17 protein-coding genes and 1 tRNA gene are annotated in these 14,970 nt (G+C 68.8%); 7 read left to right on the forward strand and 11 right to left on the reverse strand.

The window, feature by feature from the left end:
* Nucleotides 1-240 precede the first annotated feature (240 nt).
* Together ACIBQZ_RS30995 and ACIBQZ_RS31000 are read right to left on the reverse strand one after the other, a co-directional pair.
* Nucleotides 241-753 carry a hypothetical protein gene (locus ACIBQZ_RS30995; protein ID WP_396092361.1) on the reverse strand — a complete coding sequence of 171 codons (513 nt, stop codon included), beginning with the start codon at nt 751-753 and terminating at the stop codon, nt 241-243.
* Nucleotides 754-776: 23 nt separating this feature from the next.
* Nucleotides 777-899 (reverse strand): hypothetical protein, encoded by a 123-nt coding sequence (locus ACIBQZ_RS31000; protein WP_396092362.1) that lies wholly within the window; start codon nt 897-899, stop codon nt 777-779.
* A 220-nt stretch (nt 900-1,119) separates the two neighbouring features.
* On the opposite strand from ACIBQZ_RS31000, the gene ACIBQZ_RS31005 reads away from it, so the two are divergent.
* Complete coding sequence (locus ACIBQZ_RS31005) at nt 1,120-2,007, forward strand: helix-turn-helix transcriptional regulator (RefSeq protein WP_396092363.1); 888 nt, start codon at nt 1,120-1,122, stop codon at nt 2,005-2,007.
* Between the two features lie 79 nt (nt 2,008-2,086).
* Nucleotides 2,087-2,758, forward strand: a complete 672-nt coding sequence (locus ACIBQZ_RS31010; protein WP_396092364.1) for an SDR family NAD(P)-dependent oxidoreductase — start codon at nt 2,087-2,089, stop codon at nt 2,756-2,758.
* 18 nt (nt 2,759-2,776) lie between these two features.
* Here ACIBQZ_RS31010 and ACIBQZ_RS31015 read toward each other — a convergent pair whose 3' ends face one another.
* The gene (locus tag ACIBQZ_RS31015; protein ID WP_396092365.1) at nt 2,777-3,022 is read right to left on the reverse strand and encodes a hypothetical protein; all 246 of its coding nucleotides are present in this window, start codon (nt 3,020-3,022) and stop codon (nt 2,777-2,779) included.
* An 86-nt stretch (nt 3,023-3,108) separates the two neighbouring features.
* Nucleotides 3,109-4,230: a PQQ-dependent sugar dehydrogenase gene (locus tag ACIBQZ_RS31020; RefSeq protein ID WP_396092366.1), complete on the reverse strand. Its 1,122-nt coding sequence runs from the start codon at nt 4,228-4,230 to the stop codon at nt 3,109-3,111.
* Between the two features lie 60 nt (nt 4,231-4,290).
* On the opposite strand from ACIBQZ_RS31020, the gene ACIBQZ_RS31025 reads away from it, so the two are divergent.
* The gene (locus tag ACIBQZ_RS31025) at nt 4,291-4,620 is read left to right on the forward strand and encodes a hypothetical protein (RefSeq protein ID WP_396092367.1); all 330 of its coding nucleotides are present in this window, start codon (nt 4,291-4,293) and stop codon (nt 4,618-4,620) included.
* On the opposite strand, the gene ACIBQZ_RS31030 is transcribed toward ACIBQZ_RS31025, so the two are convergent.
* The gene (locus ACIBQZ_RS31030) at nt 4,585-5,274 is read right to left on the reverse strand and encodes a cyclophilin-like fold protein (RefSeq protein ID WP_396092368.1); all 690 of its coding nucleotides are present in this window, start codon (nt 5,272-5,274) and stop codon (nt 4,585-4,587) included. The genes ACIBQZ_RS31025 and ACIBQZ_RS31030 overlap by 36 nt on opposite strands.
* A 285-nt stretch (nt 5,275-5,559) precedes the next feature.
* Here ACIBQZ_RS31030 and ACIBQZ_RS31035 point away from each other — a divergent pair, with 285 nt between their 5' ends.
* The 4 genes from ACIBQZ_RS31035 to ACIBQZ_RS31050 all read left to right on the forward strand — a co-directional run bounded on the left by ACIBQZ_RS31035 (nt 5,560) and on the right by ACIBQZ_RS31050 (nt 9,168).
* Nucleotides 5,560-6,168, forward strand: coding sequence for a DUF6152 family protein (locus tag ACIBQZ_RS31035; RefSeq protein ID WP_396092369.1), 609 nt, complete (start codon nt 5,560-5,562; stop codon nt 6,166-6,168).
* Nucleotides 6,169-6,173: 5 nt separating this feature from the next.
* Nucleotides 6,174-6,656 (forward strand): hypothetical protein, encoded by a 483-nt coding sequence (locus ACIBQZ_RS31040; RefSeq protein ID WP_396092370.1) that lies wholly within the window; start codon nt 6,174-6,176, stop codon nt 6,654-6,656.
* An 84-nt stretch (nt 6,657-6,740) separates the two neighbouring features.
* Nucleotides 6,741-7,724: an aldo/keto reductase gene (locus ACIBQZ_RS31045; protein ID WP_396092371.1), complete on the forward strand. Its 984-nt coding sequence runs from the start codon at nt 6,741-6,743 to the stop codon at nt 7,722-7,724.
* A gap of 472 nt (nt 7,725-8,196) precedes the next feature.
* Nucleotides 8,197-9,168 (forward strand): helix-turn-helix domain-containing protein, encoded by a 972-nt coding sequence (locus tag ACIBQZ_RS31050; protein ID WP_396092372.1) that lies wholly within the window; start codon nt 8,197-8,199, stop codon nt 9,166-9,168.
* A 265-nt stretch (nt 9,169-9,433) separates the two neighbouring features.
* Here ACIBQZ_RS31050 and xerC read toward each other — a convergent pair whose 3' ends face one another.
* The 6 genes from xerC to scpB all read right to left on the reverse strand — a co-directional run bounded on the left by xerC (nt 9,434) and on the right by scpB (nt 14,660).
* A complete protein-coding gene (gene xerC, locus ACIBQZ_RS31055) occupies nt 9,434-10,231 on the reverse strand; it encodes a tyrosine recombinase XerC (protein ID WP_396092373.1) in 798 nt (265 codons plus the stop codon).
* Nucleotides 10,232-10,662: 431 nt separating this feature from the next.
* A tRNA-Pro gene (locus ACIBQZ_RS31060) sits at nt 10,663-10,736 on the reverse strand.
* 90 nt (nt 10,737-10,826) lie between these two features.
* Nucleotides 10,827-12,233 carry a ribosome biogenesis GTPase Der gene (der, locus tag ACIBQZ_RS31065; protein ID WP_396092374.1) on the reverse strand — a complete coding sequence of 469 codons (1,407 nt, stop codon included), beginning with the start codon at nt 12,231-12,233 and terminating at the stop codon, nt 10,827-10,829.
* Nucleotides 12,230-12,910, reverse strand: coding sequence for a (d)CMP kinase (cmk, locus tag ACIBQZ_RS31070; protein ID WP_396092375.1), 681 nt, complete (start codon nt 12,908-12,910; stop codon nt 12,230-12,232). Before cmk ends, der begins: the two co-directional genes overlap by 4 nt.
* A gap of 57 nt (nt 12,911-12,967) precedes the next feature.
* Nucleotides 12,968-13,708 carry a pseudouridine synthase gene (locus ACIBQZ_RS31075; RefSeq protein ID WP_396092376.1) on the reverse strand — a complete coding sequence of 247 codons (741 nt, stop codon included), beginning with the start codon at nt 13,706-13,708 and terminating at the stop codon, nt 12,968-12,970.
* On the reverse strand, nt 13,695-14,660 hold the full coding sequence (gene scpB / locus ACIBQZ_RS31080) for an SMC-Scp complex subunit ScpB (protein WP_396092438.1): 966 nt from the start codon (nt 14,658-14,660) through the stop codon (nt 13,695-13,697). The genes ACIBQZ_RS31075 and scpB overlap by 14 nt, the downstream gene beginning before the upstream one ends.
* Nucleotides 14,661-14,970: the final 310 nt, after the last annotated feature.

Raw genomic sequence — 14,970 nt, forward strand, 5'->3', positions numbered from 1 at the left:
GCCGGCGAGGCACTCCCACCGCAGCCGTTGTTCAGGCACCACGCAGGACCGCATGCCCGCGCCGGAACAGCAGCGCCAGGCAGCCGCCGACGGTAACCAGCAGTGGCAGCCAGCCGGCCTCGCGCCACGGCGAAGTAGAGGGCGAGCCCGGCCACCCAGGCCCGCCGCGAGGCTGACTGAGGTGGCCGTGCGCCGAGGAAATACACCAGCCCTGGAAAGGAGCCTGGCGCCCGGGAGCGGTCAGTCCGACCAGGGGCCGGACGGGAGAGTGTGCTTGTCCTCGAGACGGTCCATCGTGTAGGCCGCAACCGCCGCGATGTCACCGTCCAGGAACGGGAAATGCGGCACCGGGGCCGGCGCCTGCGTAGCGGCCTCGACGTCGGCCATGATGTCCCGGCCCGGGTGGTTCAGCAGTTGAGCCAGGCCGATCGCCGTGGCCCACCGCTCAGCCAGATTCTTGGCACGCTCCCAGCGAGCCGTGATCGCCGCCGCCGCGGCTGGGTCCTCGGGGCCACGGCCGCAAATCCCGGCAGCCACCGCGGCAGCCGACGCCATGACCGGATTCTCCCCGCCGATCAGAGGGATCAGCGCCGCGATCACTGCCGCGGCGTCCTCCGGGAAGTACGCCAGCAACTGAGCGGCGTAGATCCGGGTGCCGAGATCGTCGGCCGACAACGCCTCGATGTAGACCGGCACACCGGCCCGCACGGCATCGTAGGCCTCGATGTTCCAGCCTTCGGTCAGCCGGTCCACCTCCACATCCGAGTAGGAGGCACTCAGCTCGCGTACATGTCGGTGGCCAGCGGGGCGATAGCGGTCAGGAAGATCACCGTGGCGATCAGCCCGGAGGTCAACGCGACCGGGCGACGCGCGACGGGCGGTGCGGGTACAGACGTCATTGAGGTCACCCCGTCAGCAAACCCGTGTCCCTGGCGGCCAGGAAGTCACCGACGATGGGTGTACCGGCAGTACATCCTCCATCGATTCCGGGATGGCGACATGACAGTTCCGTTGGTCCTGATCCAAGACACCCGCACGGTCACGCGAGAAGGACGCTCTGACGATAGGTGTACTCGCAGGGCATCCCACCGCAACCGTGGTCGTCGTACCGTCAAGGGCATGGACAACCGAGCCGAGGTCCGCGAGTTCCTCACCACCCGCCGCGCGAAAATCAGCCCGGAACAGGCTGGCCTGCCCACCTCCGGGCAGCGCCGCGTGCCCGGGCTGCGCCGCAGCGAGGTTGCCGCCCTGGCCGGGATGAGCGTCGAGTACTACGCCAAACTCGAACGCGGCACCCTCGCCGGGGTCTCCCCCGGTGTCCTCGAGGCGATCGCCCGCACCCTGCGACTCGACGACGCCGAACGCGCCCACCTGATGCGCCTGGCCCACGAGGCCGACGGCAGCAACGCCATCCTGCGCCCGCACCGCCGGCCCAAGCAGTGGCAGGTTCGGCCCAGCCTGCAGTGGTCGTTGGACGCCATCACCGCCGGCCCGGCGATCGTCGTCAACAACCGCCAGGACCTGCTCGCCGCCAACCACCTCGGCCGGGCCATGTACAGCGACGTGTACGCCGATCCCACCCGGCCGCCGAACTTCGGCCGGTTCACGTTCCTGGACAGCGCGGCGCGCCGTTTCTACCCGAACTTCGACCTGGCCGCCGACATGACCGTCGCGAACCTGCGCACCGCCGCCGGCAAAGACCCTCATGACAAGGGCCTGCATGATCTGGTCGGCGAGTTGTCCACCCGCAGCGACGACTTCCGCCGGCGGTGGGGGTCGCACAACGTGCGCACCCACGGCACCGGCGTCAAGACCTTCCACCACCACGCCGTCGGCGACCTCGAACTCGCTTACGAAAGCATGGACCTGCGTGCCGAGCCCGACCTGACCATGACGTTGTACGCCGCGGAGCCCGCCTCCCCCACCGAGGACGCGCTGCGCCTGCTCGCCTCCTGGGCCGCCACCAACCAGGCCGACACTGCCGACGAGCGACTCACCAACCGCTGACCTGAGGCATGACCGCGGATAGCAAAGTGCCTGAGCGCCGCCGCGGATGGCGCTATTACGCGAATCTGGAGAAGAAACCGTGACAACCATTGCCATCATCGGCGCGGGCCGGGGCCTGGGCGCCGCCGTCGCCCGCAAATTCGGGGCTGAGGGATTCGCTGTGGCTCTTCTTTCCCGCAACCAGCAGCACGTCGACGACCTCGCCGCCGACCTGACCGGCGACGGCCTCGACGCCCGCGGGTACGCCGCTGATGTCCGCGACCCGAAATCGCTGACCGCCGCCCTGGACCGGGCCGCCCAAGACCTCGGGCCGATCGAAGTTCTCGAGTACAGCCCGATCCCGCAGCCGGAGTTCCTGCGCCCGGTCCTGGAAACCACCATCGACGACCTGGCCGCCGCCATCGAATTCTCCGTCTACGGTCCGGTCACCGCGGTCGGGCAGGTGCTGCCCGGCATGCGGACTCTCGGCCGCGGATCGATCCTGTTCGCCAACGGCGGCTCCGGCGCCCGCCCAAATCCGAAGGTCGCCGGCACCTCGATCGCCTTCGCCGGCGAGGCCGCCTACGCCCGGATGCTGCACGACACCCTGGCGTCCGAGTCCATCCAGGTCGGCCAGCTCATCATCCCCGGTGCGATCAAGCCCGGGCATCCCACCCACGACCCGGACGTCCTCGCCGGCCGGCTCTGGCACCTGCACACCCACCCGGACGAGTTCCGGGTCTTCGCCGACGACATGCCCCCAGCCGCCTGAGCACGTGACGTTTGGTGCTCACCGGGACGCGGCAAGCCGCACGCGACCGCCGAGGACCTGGCCGGCGACCAGCAGCGGTACGCCGGGGGCCACCGACGCCGGCAAGGTGTAAGCGAAACCGCAGCCGGCGCCGGTCAGCAGCAGTGTTCGTTGCCGGATGCGGGTGGTCAGCCAGCCCAGGGCCGGCATCAGGGGGTTCTCCAGGAAGGCACAGAGCCCCAGGACCAGCCCGGCGTCGGTGACGTCGCCACCGAGATCGATCACCTCCAACGGGTGACGAACCGGGGAGCACGCGGTGACAGTTCACGGAGCCCGTTGCGTCGGCGGGACACTCGCGGGTGCAGACGTGGTCACCGGGCGGGGAAGCGCAGGATCCGGTCGTCGCCGTCGCGGACGTCGCCGCGGCCGTCGGTGTTCGAGGTGGTGACCCACAGTGCGCCGTCCGGTGCGACCTGCACGGTACGCAGGCGGCCGTACTGCCCCTGCAGCCGGGCAGCCGGCTCCCCGATCGTGTCGCCGTTCAACGGCAGCGTCCACAGCCGTTCCCCGCGCAGGGCGGCCACGTACGCCGTCGTACCGCCGATAGCAACGCCGGAGGGTGAAGCGTCGCGTACGGGCCAGGTGACCAGGGGGTTGGTGTAGCGGCCGCTGGCATCGTCGCCGTCGCCTTCGACGGCGGGCCAGCCGTAGTTGCGGCCGGCCCGGATGAGGTTGACCTCGTCGATCTCGTTCTGACCGAACTCGGTGGCGAACAGCCGGCCGTCGGCGTCCCAAGCCAGCCCCTGCACGTTGCGGTGCCCGAGGCTGTAGACCGGCGAACCCGCCGTGGGGTTGCCCGGCGCCGGGTCGCCGTCCGGGGTCAGCCGCAGGATCTTGCCGTTGGGGCTGCCCGGATCCTGCGCGCGGGAGGTGTCCCCGGCGTCCCCGGTGCCCGCGTAGAGCATGCCGTCGGGGCCGAACGCGATGCGGCCGCCGTTGTGGTCGCTGGCATTGGCGATGCCGGAGAAGACCACCTCGGTGTCGGCGCCGCCACCGTCGAGACGGAACCGGACGATGCGGTTGTCGTCGGCGGCCGTGAAGTAGGCGTATACGAGGTTGTCGGTGGCGAAGTCCGGGGACACGGTGATGCCGAGCAGGCCGCCCTCGCCGACCGGTGCGACGCCGGGGACCTCAGCGACCTGCCGGGGTTCGCTACCGCCGGGCGTCAGGCGCAGGATCCGTGCGGTGTCGCGCTCAGCGATCAGCGCGTCCCCGCCGGGCAGAAAGGTCAGGCCCCACGGTACGTCCAAGCCCCGTGCCACTTCTTCCGCGGCGCCCAGGTCGGGGGCCGCGGACGGGCTGCTCGATGCCGTCGTCGTGGCGACCGCGGCGGGCACCGTACCGGAATCGTCACCGCTGCAGGCGGTGACGGTAGCCGTCAGCAGCAGGGCCGCCGCGGTGCCGGCCCACAATGTCATACGCATGTCGTTCATCCGATCGGACGTTGGCGAAAATTGGCGGAAAGGCCTGCGGTACAAGCGAAAGAGCGGTCCTTGCTGTTTCGGCCGGCTTTCGGATCGGTCTGGCTGACTGGTGGCAGAAACCCATTCACCAGTCAGGAGTCGACCATGCGTATCAGGACCGTCATCGGTATCGCGGTGGCCGGTGGGGCCGCTGCTGTCGCGGCCGGTATCGGCGGCACGGCTTTGGCCGCAGGCCCGCAGCAAGCGGAGCCGGCCGTGCCGGTGTTCGTCAGCAGCAGTCCGGCCGTCCCGGCCGACGGCAGTGACGCCGGCGCAGCGCAAGGATGGGACTGCCCGGAGAAGGACGGCTCCGGCGCGGCCCCGTCAGCGCCGGCCGGGGCTGCGCAGGAAACTCTCTGACGCCACGCGGATGGTTCGGCGCGTAAGCCGGGGCGGCACAGCCGGAGCACGGTCGAGGCGATGTTGTCGGCTCGGCCGGACCGGCCGGGCCGCCTCCGTTCGGCCGGCGCTGGCGGCGACGTTCGCGGTGATGGCGCCGTCCATGCCGGCGATGCGGCTCGCGGCGTCGCCGTCCAGGCGGACCAGCACCACGATGCCGGGGTAATACGACTGGTCGCCGTGGTAGAGAACGAGATCGTTGCCGGGTGCGTAATACCCGACGTCTCCGACATCGGGGTCGGCACCGTCCGGTTGGCCGGCCAGCGACAGCGGTGCGGGCAGTGGCCCGGTCTTCTCCACCGAGCCGTGATCAGTCATGTCGATGCTCAGCGGTAGCTGGGCGATGAGGTCCCGGCCGGCGGCACTGTCGAAGATCGTGGCCGTGAAACGTTGATCGCCGATGGCAATCTGAATTCTCATCTGCTCTCCCTGGTCGGACGAAGCGGCGGTACCGCTGGGCGGGGCACTCGACCGCGATGCAGCCGGCTCGGTGGTCGGTGGGTTCTGCGCGCTGCTGGGCGACGTCGAAGTGGATCGCCCATCGTCACCGCATCCGGCGGTCAGCCCGAGGACTGTCAACAGCGCGGCACAAATGGCGCTGCGGGTGGCTGGCATGGCACCTCCATGGTGTGGGGTGAGCTGATCGGTCCATTACCTGGTGGCTTCTGCTGCCCGGCCGGAGGGCTGGGTCACGGCCCGGGCGGTCGACCGGCCTGCGGTTCAGTGAACTCGCTGCCGCCCAGAGGCTGGAAGTCTCTATGAAGGGGTGTACTGACAGGGAACCTTTGGCCAACGCGGTGCCGTCACCGCCTGACTGCAGAAGGTGAGGTGCCCTGCCGGTACACCCATCGTCAGGAACTCCCTGCCCGCAGGCCGACGGCAGCCTTCCTCGCTGTCGTCGTGACGCTCATCGTGGTCCCGGCCAACGCCGCGCAGGCTCACCACGGATTCGACGACTTCGACACCGACCGTCCCTACTACATCGCGGGCACCGTCTCGCAGGTCCGCTGGAGCGACCCGCACTCCTACTTCAGGCTGACCCTGGAAAGCGATCGCCCCGCCGACACCCCCGAACTGGCCCTGCCTGAGCAGCTGCAGGCTCCCGAAGACAGCGGGCCGATCAACGACGCCCCGTCGTACAGCGGTTCCCGTGCCGAGCTGGACGTCGTCATCGCACCGCCGAGCTACGCCGGACGGTGGGGTCTCGACCGTCCGCTCGTCGACGGCGAGCGGGTCGAAGCGGTCGGCTACATCGGCCGCAGTCACGACGACGAGTTCCGTCCGGTCGTGTTCTGGGTCGAGGACGGGCAGCCGATCAACCAGGTGCTCGGCAGTGAACTGCCGGCGCGGCCGCTGCCGGTTCCGTACCCCGAACGCGACGCGACGGCTGCCGCGGACGAGGCAGAGAATACGTCTCCGATTCTGGTGTGGGTCGTAGCCGGCGTCGTCCTGGCAGTCGGCGTGATGGGCGCGATGCTCTACCTGCGGGCCCGCTCGCGGCGAGCGTGAGCGTGATGGACGACTTCCTCTCCTGGCTCGAGGGCGGCCCACTGGCCGAAGCCATCCGGGGTACCGCCTACCTGTATCCCTTGCTCGGCAGCATCCACATCATCGGCATCGCCCTGCTCATCGGCCCGGCCGCCGCCTTCGATCTTCGGCTGCTGGGACTCGGCCGGCAGCAATTGCGGGTGACCACCGTGGCCGGCTACCTCCTCCCGCTGTCCCGGATCGGGTTCATGATCGCAGCAGTCACCGGCATCCTCATGTTCCTGCCCAGCGCGACCCTCATCGCTGAACGCGGCAGCGCGCCATGGAAGCTCGGCCTCCTGCTGTTCGCGGGTCTGAACGTCCTGATCTTCCACCGGCGCACCTACCGCACAGTGTCAGACTGGGATCTGGCTCGGTCCGCGCCTGCGCCCGCCCAGACCGCCGCGGTCATTTCCCTGACGGCGTCGACGGGTGTCACGGTCGCGGGCAGCCTCCTGGCCTACACCTGACCCTGGCTCCCGCTGGGCCCAACTCCCAATTCTTCTACTGAGATGCCCCTGCTCGCTCCGCCCATCCACATCGAAGGAGACACCATGCACACACGAACCCTCGGCCAAGGCCTCCAGGTCTCGGCCATCGGCCTGGGCGCCATGGGCATGTCCCAGAGCTACGGACCGAACCCGGGCGACCGCGACGCCATGATCGCCGTCCTGCGCGGGGCGGTCGACCAGGGCATCACCTTCTTCGACACCGCCGAGGTCTACGGCCCGTACATCAACGAAGAGCTCGTCGGCGAGGCCCTCGCTCCCCTACGTGACCAGGTCGTGATCGCCACCAAGTTCGGGTGGCGCATCGAAGGCGGCAAGTCGGTCGGGCTCGACAGCCGGCCCGAACAGATCAAGCGGGTCGCCGACGCGTCGCTGCGCCGGCTGCGAGTGGACACGCTCGACCTGTTCTACCAGCACCGCGTCGACCCAGATGTGTCGATCGAAGACGTCGCCGGCGCTGTCGGCGAGCTCGTCCAGGCCGGCAAGGTCCGCCACTTCGGCCTCTCGGAAGCCGCCGCGGCCACGATCCGCCGCGCCCACGCCGTGCACCCGGTGACCGCAGTACAGAGCGAATATTCGCTGTGGACCCGTGATCCCGAACCCGAGGTCCTGCCCACCTGTGCCGAACTCGGCATCGGGTTCGTCCCGTTCAGCCCGCTCGGCAAGGGATTCCTCACCGGTACCGTCACCGCCACCGAGTTCCCCACCGGTGACATCCGCGCGAGCATCCCGCGGTTCGCCGCCGACAACCGCGCCGCCAACCAGGCCCTGGTCGAGCACATCACCGCCCTGGCCCGAGCCAAGGACGCCACACCCGGGCAGCTCGCTCTCGCCTGGCTGCTTGCCCAACATCCGGCGATCGTGCCTATCCCCGGCACCCGGCGCCTGGACCGGGTCCAGGAGAACGCCGCCGCGACCGAGGTGCCCCTGTCCGCCGACGACCTCGCCGACCTCAACGCACTCGCCGATCGCATCGGAGTACAGGGCAACCGCTACAACGAGCACCACACGTCCCTCGTCGGCCGGTAATTCTCCGCGCGAGCGCTATGGGCGGGGCCGCTCTATGTGGCCCCGCCCAGGCGCCTTCGCCAATGCCGACCGATTGTCAACGTCCCACAGGTGACCGCCTGACGACCTGCCCGATCCGCGGGCCTCGCCGGCATCTCCATGCTCCCGTCGACGACACGGGGAGCCCTTCTCATCTGCGTCGAGACAACCAGCCGGCCCGGCCGGCGAACCTGGCCCGGTTCTGTTCCTCGATCCGGCCGCCGGGCAGCTCTCCGGCAATGGGACCACGCAGACGACACCACTGTGGCGCCGCTGCACACCGGCGATGGCCGAAAGGTACGAGGTGAGCGTCCCGCAGCTGTGCATCCGTTACACCCTTCAGCTGGGCACCGTGTCGCTGCCCAAGGCGGCGAACCTGGAGCACCTGCTTTGCGTGAGCGCCCAATGAGCGCTAACCTCCTTGAGTACTCGCCGAGCGCTCACAGGAGGTTCCATGTCGGCGTCAGCCACCAACCCCGTACGCGAGCGGCGCACCCAGCTGTCGCTCACCCAGCAAGAAGCCGCCAGACGAGCCGAAGTCTCCATCGCGACCTGGCGCCGCCTCGAAACCGCCGCCGACCTCGACGGTTTCAAATCCGAGAATGTCCGCGGCTTCGCCCGCGCGCTACGCCTCAGCCTGACCGAATTCCAGCAGCTGATGGGATCAGAATCGGCGGTCGAGGCAGACGCCGACGAAAGCAGGACCGTCCAGTTCTTCAACGCCGCCTTCACCGGCGATCCCCTCACCGCCGCCGACGCGATGGAACTACACCTCACGGTCGTGTTCTCCGACTTCGCACCCATGACCAACAAGCAGTTCCTGGCCGAACACGCCCTCGGCTGCGGCTTCCCCGCTTTCCTCAAGGGAGAAGCTTCCATCCGCGAGGTCGACCTTCTCCGCGACCTGCCCGAGCTCGCCCTCACCCAAGTCAACAACCACTGGCTGGTCCGCATGGGCGAGCGCATCATGCGCGTCGGCGATGAACTCGGCGAGGGACGGATCCCCCACCCTCAATGTCTGGCCGACGAATACGCCCTATCCATCGTCATCATGAACTCGGAACCGCCCACTGTAGGCGCGGCGCTCGACATGTACCCAGGCCTGAACGGCGAAACCGACAACGAAGACTACGAAGATGAAGAGCTGATCGAGGATTGGCGCGACCAGCTGCTAGGCGCCCTACTTCCTCCCGACGAGGCTCACGACTACCGGCGCCACGACCTCCTCGTCATGGAAGCCCACGGTCAGGGCATCTACGACACCGCCGACCCACGACACCCGCTGCGCTGGTTCGACCGAGACGACCTTCGCGAGCAATGCGCATCATCTCTCGCTTACGTCCGGATGTCGCAGGACGAACAGGCCGCGCATACCAAGGAGGCGATGGCCCGCCTCGACAAGTACCTCACCGCCGAGTCCGCGTAATGCTGAACGCCGCTCAAGAAGTAGCCTCCGTCCTCTCGTCGTGGCGATAGCAGCACGACGCGGTGGTGGGGAACGACATCGCGCGACCAGGGAAACTGGCGGTAGCAACACACGTCATCAGACGCGCTCGCCAATGCCCAGCCGGGTATGGGCGGCCTGAGCTCTCTCAGCAGCGGCACTGGCACCGTAGCGGCGCGGCATCTCTTCCGACGACCAGCCCATCAGCAGCATGAGATCACCGGTGTCGCCGCCGGCCAGCTTCCACTCATGCGCGAAGCTGTGCCGCCACCTCTGCGCGGTGCACATGCTCAACCCCAGCCCTCTCGCCCAACCGTTTGAGGCGGATCTTGATACCGTTCGAATTCAACGGCCGGGCACCCCTCGCGGCGATCCACAACTGGTCGAGATCCACCACGCCCGGGCGCCGACCGCGCGCTCGCACATACCGGCGAAGCGCAGCAGCAGTCTTGGCGCCGAACCGCACCCGACGCTGCTTGCCACCCTTGCCAGTCAGCACGACCGAGTCGGTATCCAGATCAACGTCGTACAGCAACAGATCACCTATCTCGGACAGACGCCCACCGGTGTTGTAGAACATCCGCACCAGCGCCTGGTCACGCAGCTGCACGAAGCCACCACCCTGGCAAACCTCGAGAACTCGCCGGGTCTCCTCGTCGCTGAGGACCTCGACCAGCTCTTGGACTGCCGTCGGCTTAGGCACCTCGAGCATGGGCGATCGTTCGATCTCACCCTCGGCAACGAGCCAGCCGAAGAACTGCTGCAACGCTTTGTACTTGTTCAGACCCGTACTTGCCGACCGTGTCTCGATCACCCACGCCTGAAACGCCACCACTTGCCGGCCGTCCACCAGGGTCGGGTGCGAAGCGGCCTCAGTCTCCGGCGCCTGCTCACCGAGAAAGGTGGCAAGCTGCGACACAGCGAGCACGTAGTTGTACCGAGTGGTTTCCGGATGGTTCCCGGCCCGCAACGACCGATCCCAGTCCCTCAGCAGCAGCGCCCACGCCTCGGCCCGCACACTCGCCAGCAGACTCTCGATCTTCAACGCCCGCCTCCAGTCAAGGGGTCGCTGACCAGCGCCGCAAGCGCCCGAGTCAAGGGGTCACCAAGCGGCGTGCTCATATCCCACCGTGGAGCGCCGCCGCCGTGCGGTGCCGGCTCACGAGCAAAGGGTCATACCTCTGCCCCGCGACCTCAAGGCCGTACACCCGAACGGCTTACACAGCGCACTGACCTGCAGCAACACCTAGCGACGCCGCCAGGCGGAATGGATCAGCAACGGGAAAGGCACGCCGAGTCAAGGGTTCTACAGAAACGGTCACCTTGCCAGAAAAGCGGCTCTGAACTGGGAAACATCGCCCGGAAGCTCATGCACGCGAGCGCCTAGCAAAGGGGTCAATCGACACTATGCATCGTTGGCTATCAATAAAAAGAACGCCTTCGCAAGTCTGTGACCTGCGAAGACGTTCCAAAAAGTCGGGCTGACAGGATTTGAACCTGCGACCCCTTGACCCCCAGTCAAGTGCGCTACCAAGCTGCGCTACAGCCCGATGCCACGTCCCACAACCCCAGAACGCGGCAACACCACAACCCTACCCCAGCCTCCCAACCGGCTTGCCACCGGCATGCCGGAAGGTACCTCAGCCGTGGGCCTTGCCCCGACCGCCAGGTCCGAGCTTCTTCCGAGGCTTCACCGACACTTCGATCGGCGACCCCTCGAATCCGAACTCCTCTCGGAGCTTCCGCTCGATGAACCGCTGATATCCCGCATCCAACGGCCCCGTCGTGAACAGCACGAACCGTGGCGGCGCCACCCCCGCCTGCGTCGCGAACATGATCCGTGGCGCCCTGCCGCCTCGCACCGGGTGCGGCGTGGCCTGCGTCAGCGTCGTCAGCCACTGGTTCAGCGCCCCTGTCGGGATCCGCTTCTCCCAGCTGTCCAGCGCTTTCCGCAGGGCCGGCGCCAGCTTGTCGATCGCCCGGCCGGTCTTGGCCGAGATGTTCACCTTGATCGCCCAGGGGATGCGCTTCAGCTCGCGGTCGATCTCCTTGTCCAGGAAGATCCGGCGGTCGGCGTCGACCAGGTCCCACTTGTTGAAGGCGATGACCAGCGCGCGTCCCGCCTCCACCACCTGGGTCAGGACCCGCTGGTCCTGCTCGCTGATGACTTCGGAGGCGTCCAGCAGGACTACGCCGACCTCGGCCGACTCGACGGCCCCGGCGGTGCGCAGGGACGCGTAGTACTCCGTACCGGATGCCTGGTTGACCCTTTTTCGCAGGCCGGCGGTGTCGACGAACTGCCAGACCTCGTCGTCCATCTCCACCAGGCTGTCGACCGGGTCGACCGTGGTGCCGGCCACCGAGTCGACGACCGCTCGCTCTTCGCGGGCGAGCCTGTTCAGCAGCGACGACTTGCCCACGTTCGGGCGGCCGACCAGCGCGACCCGGCGGGGGCCGCGGGGGGCGTTCTCGATGATGGCCGGGGCCGGGGGCATCGCGGCGAGGATCTTGTCGAGCAGGTCGCCGGCGTTGCGGCCGTGCAGGGCCGACAGCGGGAACGGCTCGCCCAGGCCGAGGCCCCACAGCGCCACGGTCTCGTTCTCGATGTTCTGGTTGTCGGCCTTGTTCGCGACCAGGATGACCGGCTTGTGGCTGCGGCGCAGCATCCGGACGGCCTTCTCGTCCACGTCCGTGGCGCCGACCATCGCGTCCACCACAAAGATGACGACATCGGCGGTCTGCACCGCGATCTCCGCCTGAGCCGCGATAGCAGCGGCCCTGTCGCGCGCGTCCGGCTCCCAGCCACCCGTGTCGACCACGGTGAAGCGGCGGCCGCTCCACTGGGCGTCGTACGGCACGCGGTCGCGGGTCACGCCGGGCTTGTCCTCGACCACTGCCTGGCGGCGGCCGATGATGCGGTTGACCAGCGTCGACTTGCCGACGTTGGGGCGGCCGACGACGGCGACGACCGGGACCGGGCCTTCCTCGGCGACGGATTGCAGCAGGGCGGATTCCAGGGCCGAGACCTCGGAAGAAAAGTCACTCACGAACTCACCTTGCTGTTGAGCATGCTCAGGAGCTGCGCCACGACCTCGTTGATGCCCAGGCCCGTGGTGTCGAGCGTGGTGGCGTCGTCGGCCTGGCGCAGCGGGTCGGCCGCGCGGCTCGAGTCGAGCTGGTCGCGGCGGTTCAGGTCGGCCTCGGTGGCCGCCACGTCGGTGGCGTCCTCGGCGCTGCGGCGCTGGGCGCGGGCGGCCGCCGAGGCGGTCAGGTAGACCTTCAGGTCGGCGTCGGGGGCGACCACGGACGCGATGTCGCGGCCTTCGACGACGATGCGCGGGGCGGCGGCGATGATCTCCCGCTGCAGGCGCACCAGCTGTGTGCGTACCGCCGGGACCGCGGCCACGGCCGAGACCGCGCCGGTGACCTCGGGCCCGCGGATGGCCGCGTCGACGTCCGTGCCGTTGGCGCGGAAGCGCGGCGCGAGCGGGTCGGTGCCGATGGTCAGGCTGGTCTCCTGGGCGATCTTCGTGATCGCGTCGGCGTCCTGCAGGTCGACGCCGGCCTGCAGCACCGCCCAGGTGATCGCGCGGTACATCGCGCCGGTGTCCAGATAGATGCCGTCGATCGCGGTGGCGAGTCGCCGGGAAACGGTGGATTTGCCCGATCCCGAGGGACCGTCGACGGCCACCACACATCGCTCGGGCCGCACTGCTTCCGCCACCGTTACCTCCAAGACCAGAAAGACGAACAACTACCTATTGTGCCGGGCCGCCGAACATCAGTCGCCGACGGCCTTGAAGAGCGCGCTCACCTCGGCGTTCGACAGCCGGCGGAAACCGCCCGGGCGCATGTCGCCGAGCCGGATCGGGCCGACCGCGGTGCGGATCAGCCGGGAGACCGGGTGGCCGACCTCGTCCATCATCCGGCGCACGATGTGCTTGCGGCCCTCGTGCAGGGTGATCTCGATCTGCGCGGTCTTGCCGACGGCATCCACCAGCTTGAACGTGTCGACCTTGGCGATCCCGTCCTCCAGGTCGACGCCGGTCTGCAGCCGGCGGCCGACGGTGCGCGGCAGCGGCCCGGCGACCTCGGCGAGGTAGGTCTTGGCGATCCCGTACGACGGGTGCATCAGCTTGTGCGCGAGCGCGCCGTCGTTGGTGAGCAGCAGCAGCCCCTCGCTGTCGGCGTCGAGCCGGCCGACGTGGAAGATCCGCTGCTCGAACGTGCCGAGGAAGTCGGCGAGCTCGTTGCGGCCCTTCTCGTCGTCCATGCTCGAGACCACGCCGCGCGGCTTGTTCATCGCCAGGTAGACCAGCTTGGTGTCGGTGACGATCCGGGCGCCGTCCACGCGGATCTCCACCTTGGCGGGGTCGACCTTGTCGCCGAGCTTGGCGACCCGCCCGTTCACGGTGACGCGCCCACGGAAGATCAGATCTTCAGACGCACGCCGGGATCCGACTCCCGCGGTGGCGAGAATCTTCTGCAGCCGCACGGAGGTATCCGGATCAGCCTGAGGCATCGAGCACTTCTTCCACGTCGTCGGGTAGGAAAGGGGCCAGCGGCGGAAGCTGATCGACCGAGTTGAGGCCGAGCTTCTCCAGGAACAGCGCCGTGGTGCGGTACAGGAATGCCCCGGTCTCGCCCTCAGTGCCGCATTCCTCGATGAGGCCGCGAGTGTTCAGCGTACGCATGACACCATCGCAGTTCACACCGCGGATGGCCGAGATGCGCGACCTGGTCACAGGCTGCTTGTAAGCGACTACAGCGAGCGTTTCCAGGGCGGCCTGCGTAAGCCGCACAGACTGCCCATCCAAGACGAACCGCTCAACATAGGTGGCATATTCCGGCCGGGTATAGAGACGCCAGCCACCCGCAGCCCGCCGCAGGTCAAACCCGTGCCCGGCGGCGGTGTACCGCGCCGAGATGTCCTCCAGCATCCGAGCGATCCGCTCGGCCGGCTGCTCCACGATCTGCGCCAGCTGCAACTCCGCCACCGGCTCGTCCACAACCAGCAAAATCGCTTCCAGAGCCGCCCGCAACTCACCGTCCGCCATCGGCGCGGCCAGGGCGGATGGTTCCGCTTCCGCAACGGTACGGGTCGACGGCTCCCCAACCGCAGCACCGCCACCCTTGCTGCCACGCCCCTGCGCGGGAATCCCGGACCGCGGCCGCGCCCGTGACACAGGCTGCCCCGGCAGAGCTCCGGACGCCACCGCGGCCTCGACGTCGGCAGCACCCCGGGCCGCCGCCTCCTGATCACCGGCAGCAGCGGTCGGCGCCTGATCACCACCGTGAGCGCCCGCAGCCCGATCACCGGCGGTAGCGCCGCCCGCTGGGAGCGCCTCGGCGGTCGGCGTCGCGTCAGCCTCGGCCCACGCGGTGGTCGACTCCTGGCCGTGTGCCGGTGCCTGCACGGTCGGCGTCGCGTCCGCCTCGGCCTGCGCGGCGGTCGACTCCTGGCCGTGTGCCATTGCCTGCACGGTCGGCGTCGTGGCCGCCTCAGGTGTCTCGGCGCCGGGGGCGTCGGCGGCCGGTTCGTCGTCCTCTTCCGGTCCCGGCACCTGCTCCTCGAACGGCAGGTCCAGGTCCGCGTCGTCCTCGACGTCGTCGTCGGCCGCGGCGTCGAAGACGTCCCCGGCGTCGTCGCCGTCCAGCGGCGCGTCGACCAGCGGCGCGGTGCCGATCTCGTTCGCGGCGGCCTCCTCGATCGCGCCCGGCAGCGGCAGCTCCGGCCCGCCGCCGACATCGGTCGGGTCCCGGTCCTCCTCGCCGGGCATCTCC

It is taken from the genome of Actinoplanes sp. NPDC049599, assembly GCF_044465625.1.
Lineage (GTDB): Bacteria > Actinomycetota > Actinomycetes > Mycobacteriales > Micromonosporaceae > Actinoplanes.

Excerpts from the sequence above, each read along its gene's own strand:
- ACIBQZ_RS31000 (WP_396092362.1), bottom strand. The coding sequence starts at position 899 with ATGACGTCTGTACCCGCACCGCCCGTCGCGCGTCGCCCGGTCGCGTTG.
- ACIBQZ_RS31005 (WP_396092363.1), top strand. The coding sequence starts at position 1,120 with ATGGACAACCGAGCCGAGGTCCGCGAGTTCCTCACCACCCGCCGCGCG.
- ACIBQZ_RS31020 (WP_396092366.1), bottom strand. The coding sequence starts at position 4,230 with ATGAACGACATGCGTATGACATTGTGGGCCGGCACCGCGGCGGCCCTG.
- ACIBQZ_RS31030 (WP_396092368.1), bottom strand. The coding sequence starts at position 5,274 with ATGCCAGCCACCCGCAGCGCCATTTGTGCCGCGCTGTTGACAGTCCTC.
- ACIBQZ_RS31040 (WP_396092370.1), top strand. The coding sequence starts at position 6,174 with ATGGACGACTTCCTCTCCTGGCTCGAGGGCGGCCCACTGGCCGAAGCC.
- ACIBQZ_RS31045 (WP_396092371.1), top strand. The coding sequence starts at position 6,741 with ATGCACACACGAACCCTCGGCCAAGGCCTCCAGGTCTCGGCCATCGGC.
- ACIBQZ_RS31050 (WP_396092372.1), top strand. The coding sequence starts at position 8,197 with ATGTCGGCGTCAGCCACCAACCCCGTACGCGAGCGGCGCACCCAGCTG.
- ACIBQZ_RS31075 (WP_396092376.1), bottom strand. The coding sequence starts at position 13,708 with ATGCCTCAGGCTGATCCGGATACCTCCGTGCGGCTGCAGAAGATTCTC.
- scpB (WP_396092438.1), bottom strand. The coding sequence starts at position 14,660 with ATGGCACACGGCCAGGAGTCGACCGCCGCGCAGGCCGAGGCGGACGCG.